General features: G+C 58.6%; 4 protein-coding genes. 3 read left to right on the forward strand and 1 reads right to left on the reverse strand.

All coding sequences use genetic code 11. The features are described 5' to 3' along the window. Positions 1-325 precede the first annotated feature (325 nt). Both QRD42_RS08265 and QRD42_RS08270 read left to right on the forward strand, forming a co-directional pair. A complete protein-coding gene (locus tag QRD42_RS08265; RefSeq protein ID WP_321988605.1) occupies positions 326-760 on the forward strand; it encodes a hypothetical protein in 435 nt (144 codons plus the stop codon). Positions 761-1,002: 242 nt separating this feature from the next. Beyond that, positions 1,003-1,572 carry a DUF4142 domain-containing protein gene (locus QRD42_RS08270; RefSeq protein WP_321988606.1) on the forward strand — a complete coding sequence of 190 codons (570 nt, stop codon included), beginning with the start codon at positions 1,003-1,005 and terminating at the stop codon, positions 1,570-1,572. A gap of 40 nt (positions 1,573-1,612) precedes the next feature. Here QRD42_RS08270 and sgrR read toward each other — a convergent pair whose 3' ends face one another. Beyond that, the gene (sgrR, locus tag QRD42_RS08275) at positions 1,613-3,274 is read right to left on the reverse strand and encodes an HTH-type transcriptional regulator SgrR (RefSeq protein WP_321988607.1); all 1,662 of its coding nucleotides are present in this window, start codon (positions 3,272-3,274) and stop codon (positions 1,613-1,615) included. Between the two features lie 197 nt (positions 3,275-3,471). Between sgrR and QRD42_RS08280 the strand changes: the two genes are divergently transcribed. Then, positions 3,472-4,650, forward strand: coding sequence for a sugar efflux transporter (locus QRD42_RS08280; RefSeq protein ID WP_321988608.1), 1,179 nt, complete (start codon positions 3,472-3,474; stop codon positions 4,648-4,650). Positions 4,651-4,843 lie beyond the last annotated feature (193 nt).

Below are 4,843 nucleotides of genomic sequence, written 5' to 3' on the forward strand. Positions count from 1 at the left end.
GGTTTTAAACGTCTTTGCGAGGCGCGCCGCAAACCGTAATGCCAAATCCGCTTGCCGTTGATCGCGTCTGACAGTAGCATCTTCCCGCACCTGCAAAATCAGGTGCCGGGATTGGTCTCCTGCATATCATACCTGCGACATATGACGCGTAAGCGTCTTTCTTATGTCGTGCGTTTGGCTACATCTCWATGGTGGGCTGGRCGGGGGCGCCGCAAGGCGCGCCGGTGTCGGTATGGCCGGTAAGACCAACTCCGTTCAGTCCGCCACCCGTAAGATTGGTCTCTTCGGTGGCGGAATATACATTCACATACCGGAGGCTGCCCTTATGGCTACGACCCTCAACCAGACTCACCCGTTACTTACCGTTCCCTTTACCGCAGACACGGATTTCACCGTGCTGGCGAATCACTGCGAGCATTTTGCTGAAGCGCTGATTGAAAGCGACGATGCGGCGCTGCGCCTCGCGATGTGCGGGCGTCTGAACGCCTGCCTGATGCTGCTACAACCCACACTGAATGACGTTATTCCACCGCATCTGATCCCGCAACTGACGGTGGAAACGCCGCCCGCTGAACCGCCGTGTTTCGAACCGGAATCTGATCTGCTGTGTGAATACTGCCTGGCGTTAACGCGCCTGTTGAACAGCCAGTCGCTGCCGCCGGATATGGAGAAAACCCTGACCGGGTTGCTGTGTGAACTGGTGTGGTATTTCACCGATATTATGAAAGCGCCGCGCTGGGTGAAAGGGACAGAAGCGTAGCCAGCCGTAACATCTTGCCGGGTGCCACCTGTAGGCCCGGCAAGCCTGCGCCGCCGGGCAGGCTGCATCCTTCCCACACCTTTACGCCCGCCATTTCCTGCTGCCCTTTGTAAGATCTCTAACTAAAACTGCTGTCTCTGAGCGTTCAACTATACTGAGTAGTGCCGTTGTCATTTACGCAGGAGACTGCGTGCAGATAATTACCTCAAATTCACCCTACCGATGACCATCTGGAGAATCACATGCAAAAGAGCAAAACCTTGAAAGGACTGCTGGCCGTATCGGCAGTGGCTGCGATGTTCACCACGCTCGGCGTGCAAGCCCAGACACAAACCAGCACTGCAACGAGTGACGCCACCAGCCAGACCGCATCGGGCGCTAAGCTCAGTTCCGGGGACGAAAAAGCGGTGAAGGATATGGCGCAGGCCAATATCAATGAAATCGCCGCCGCCAAGATTGCGCTGAGCAAAGCGCAAAGCAGCGACGTGAAAGCCTTCGCGCAGAAGATGGTCGACGATCATGGTGCAGCTCTGACCAAAGTCCAGACAGTCGCTCAGCAAAAAGGTGTAACGCTGCCGACGGAGCCGGATGCTGAGCATAAGGCTATGGCAGCGAAGCTGGAAAAAGCGAGCGGTGACGACTTTGACAAGATGTATATGGAAAATGCCGGAACGAAAGACCACAAGATGGTACTGACGAAACTGCAGAGCGATGCGAAGATGATCAAAGATCCGGACGTGAAGGCGCTGGCTGACGCACATACGCCGGTCGTTGAGCAGCATCTGAAATCAGCCGAGCAGATGACGAAGTAAGCTGGTCGTTCGGTGGGCACAGGGCCCACCGACTTTTCCCTTAGGGCTCCGGCGGCGCAAACCACGCCGATTTAAAGTCAAACCATCCCAGGGTATTCATGCGCAGGCCGCGCATACTGCGCTGACCGTTGATGGTCAGCCAGTGATGGATCAGCGGCACTATCGCGCGGTTCGCCATCAGTTGCTGGCACCAGTTCGCCAGATTCATTTCGCCTGCGCGCCATTGGGCGGCATCCTGCTGCCAGTCACGGGGAATGCACCGCTGGAGCAGCGGCACTTCGTATAAATGCGTGAACAGCGAAAAATCGAGCGGCAGCGTGAAGTTGGCGCTGTTCAGCCAGATATCGCTGGTCACCTCGCCGCTGTGCCACTCCTCGTACTCCACCTCCTGGATCTCCAGCCGCACATGGTGCTGTGCCAGCAGGGCGATCATCGAGCGGGCGATGACTTTGTGCTCCTGATGTTCCCGGTAGTAGGTAAGGGTGAGGGATTCAAGACCGGCGGGTTTTTCGATCTCGCTACCGCCGGGTCGCGCGTGGTGCCAGCGCGGCAGCAGGCCATATGCCGGAAACCAGAAGCGCTGATAGTGCTCGTCGCCGTGATACAGCAGGCTGGCAGGGGAGAGCACATGGCTGATCCAGTCCCGCACCGCCGCATTGTTGCCCTTTGGCGTACGGGCATCGAACAGCAGGTAGTAGCAGCCCTCTTCAAGACGGCTCTCAATGGCTTTTTCGCCCTCGCCGGGGCCTTCTAGTGTCAGGCCGCCGCTGGGATCGTCGTTCACTTCCGGCAGCACCCAGACGTTCACCTCATCAATCAGCGCGCGAAAGCCAAAGTAGTCGTCAAAAGCCTGGATCTTCAGCTGGCTGCTGTTGTTACGGGTGACGGCATAGGGGCCGGTGCCGACCGGCAGGCTGGCGAAGTTGCTCATCGACTCCCATTCGTGGGGCAGGATCATCGACTGCACATGACCCAGCAGCCAGGGCAGCCAGCTGTCCGGCTCAGAGAGGTGAATGTCCAGCGTCCAGGGCGTGGGAGAGACGATCTGCGTGATGTGCGAATAGAGCGGAAAGGCGTTGATACGCTCAAGGGAGGTGATGACGTCGCGCATCTCCAGTTCGCGGCCGTGGTGAAAATGAATGCCGGGCCGCAGATAAAATCGCCAGTGCAGCGGCGAAAGCTGTTGCCAGTGATGGGCGATATCCGCTTCCAGTTCCCCGTTTTCCTCATTTACCCGCGTCAGGGCGCTGAAGATCTGGCGGGCGATATGGGTTTCAGAGCGTCTTAACGCCGTGCCGGGCAGCAGGTTGCGCAGCGGGCGGTAATAGAGCACACGCAAAATATGGCGGCCCTGGCGAAAACTGCGCCCCAGATGCGACACCAGCATCTGGCGCACGGCGGTTTTGTCGCCCACCAGCTGCACCAGCTGATCGATACGATCCTGCTCCAGCAGATCTTCTGCCCGCTGCTGTTGCAACGCCAGCCCGGTATAAAGGAAGGTGAGACGTGAGCGCTTACCCCGTCCGGCTTCCGCTTCCCATGTCAGCCAGCCGCGCGCCTGCATGGTGTTGAGCAGCGTACGCATATGGCGGCGCGAACAGCTCAGCAGTTCCGCCAGTTCGCTCAGCGTGGTTTCCCTGGAAGCGCCGTCGCAACACTGCCACAGGCGGATGAATTGTTGTTGCAGACGGCCCGACGACATAAAAGGGGAACTCCTGACGAAAACTCATCAATTTATTAATCCCTATATTAAGCCAATACTGAACGTCGATGGAAGCGGGGAGGGCTGCTACAGCATTCGCTTCCACCATGTGTGACTGAGTATTGGTGCTTATCGCCACGCCAGCAGGTATCATCTGCTGGCTTTTTTCATTGTTTGCGCGCGCAAAAGGACGAATTATGCTGTGGCTTATGACGATGGGCAGACGTTTGAACGGGGTCTATGCCGCGTTTATGATCGTTGCCTTTATGATGGGGATCGCCGGCGCATTGCAGGCGCCGACGCTCAGTCTGTTTCTCAGCCGTGAGGTGGGCGCGCAACCCTTCTGGGTGGGCCTGTTTTATACCGTCAACGCCATCGCCGGGATCCTGGTAAGCCTGTGGCTGGCGAAACGATCCGACAGCCGGGGCGATCGCCGCAAACTGATCATGCTCTGTTGCGCCATGGCCATCGGCAATGCGCTGCTGTTTGCTTTCAACCGCCACTATCTGACGCTCATCACCTGTGGCGTGCTGCTGGCCTCCATCGCCAATACCGCCATGCCGCAGCTGTTTGCCCTTGCGCGGGAATATGCCGATAACTCGGCGCGTGAAGTGGTGATGTTCAGTTCGGTGATGCGTGCGCAGCTGTCGCTGGCGTGGGTGATCGGCCCGCCGCTGGCCTTTATGATCGCGCTGAATTACGGCTTCACCGCCATGTTCTGCATCGCCGCCTGGATCTTCGCCATCAGCCTGGCGCTGATTGCGCTGATCCTGCCGTCGGTGGCGCGGGTGGAGCAGGCGGCCGATGTGCCGGTCACCCGCGTCAGCGGCTGGGGCGACAAAAACGTGCGTCTGCTGTTTATCGCCTCCACGCTGATGTGGACCTGCAACACCATGTACATCATCGATATGCCGCTGTGGATCAGTGCCGATCTGGGGCTGCCGGATAAGCTGGCGGGGATCCTGATGGGTACGGCGGCAGGGCTGGAAATTCCGGCGATGATCCTCGCAGGCTTCTACGTTAAGCGCTTCGGCAAACGCCGCATGATGACTCTCGCGGTAGCGGCGGGCGTGCTGTTTTATATCGGCCTGATTTTCTTCCACAGCCATGTGGCGCTGCTCATCCTGCAACTGTTTAACGCCATTTTTATCGGCATTGTCGCCGGGATCGGCATGCTGTGGTTCCAGGATCTGATGCCGGGCCGGGCGGGATCGGCGACCACGCTGTTCACCAACAGTATCTCCACGGGCGTGATTTTAGCCGGGGTGATCCAGGGCGCGCTGGCGCAGAGTTATGGTCACGGGGTGGTGTACTGGGTGATTGCCGGGATTTCGCTGGTGACGCTTGGCATAACCAGCCGGGTGAAAGACGTGTAGATGCGTGGAATGTGCCGGGTGGCGGCTGCGCCTTACCCGGCCTACAAGATCTGGTGGAATGTGCCGGGTGGTGGCTACGCCTTACCCGGCCTACAAGATGTGGTGGTATGTGCCGGATGGCGGCTGCGCTTTATCCGGCCTACAAGATGTGGTGGTATGTGCCGGATGGTGGCTGCGCCTTATCCGGCCTGCG

Source organism: Enterobacter sp. PGRG2 (assembly GCF_030291195.1).
Lineage (GTDB): Bacteria > Pseudomonadota > Gammaproteobacteria > Enterobacterales > Enterobacteriaceae > Enterobacter_D.

What these genes read in the sequence shown, in the direction of transcription:
- QRD42_RS08265 (WP_321988605.1), top strand. Translation starts at nt 326, where the DNA reads ATGGCTACGACCCTCAACCAGACTCACCCGTTACTTACCGTTCCCTTT.
- QRD42_RS08270 (WP_321988606.1), top strand. Translation starts at nt 1,003, where the DNA reads ATGCAAAAGAGCAAAACCTTGAAAGGACTGCTGGCCGTATCGGCAGTG.
- sgrR (WP_321988607.1), bottom strand. Translation starts at nt 3,274, where the DNA reads ATGTCGTCGGGCCGTCTGCAACAACAATTCATCCGCCTGTGGCAGTGT.
- QRD42_RS08280 (WP_321988608.1), top strand. Translation starts at nt 3,472, where the DNA reads ATGCTGTGGCTTATGACGATGGGCAGACGTTTGAACGGGGTCTATGCC.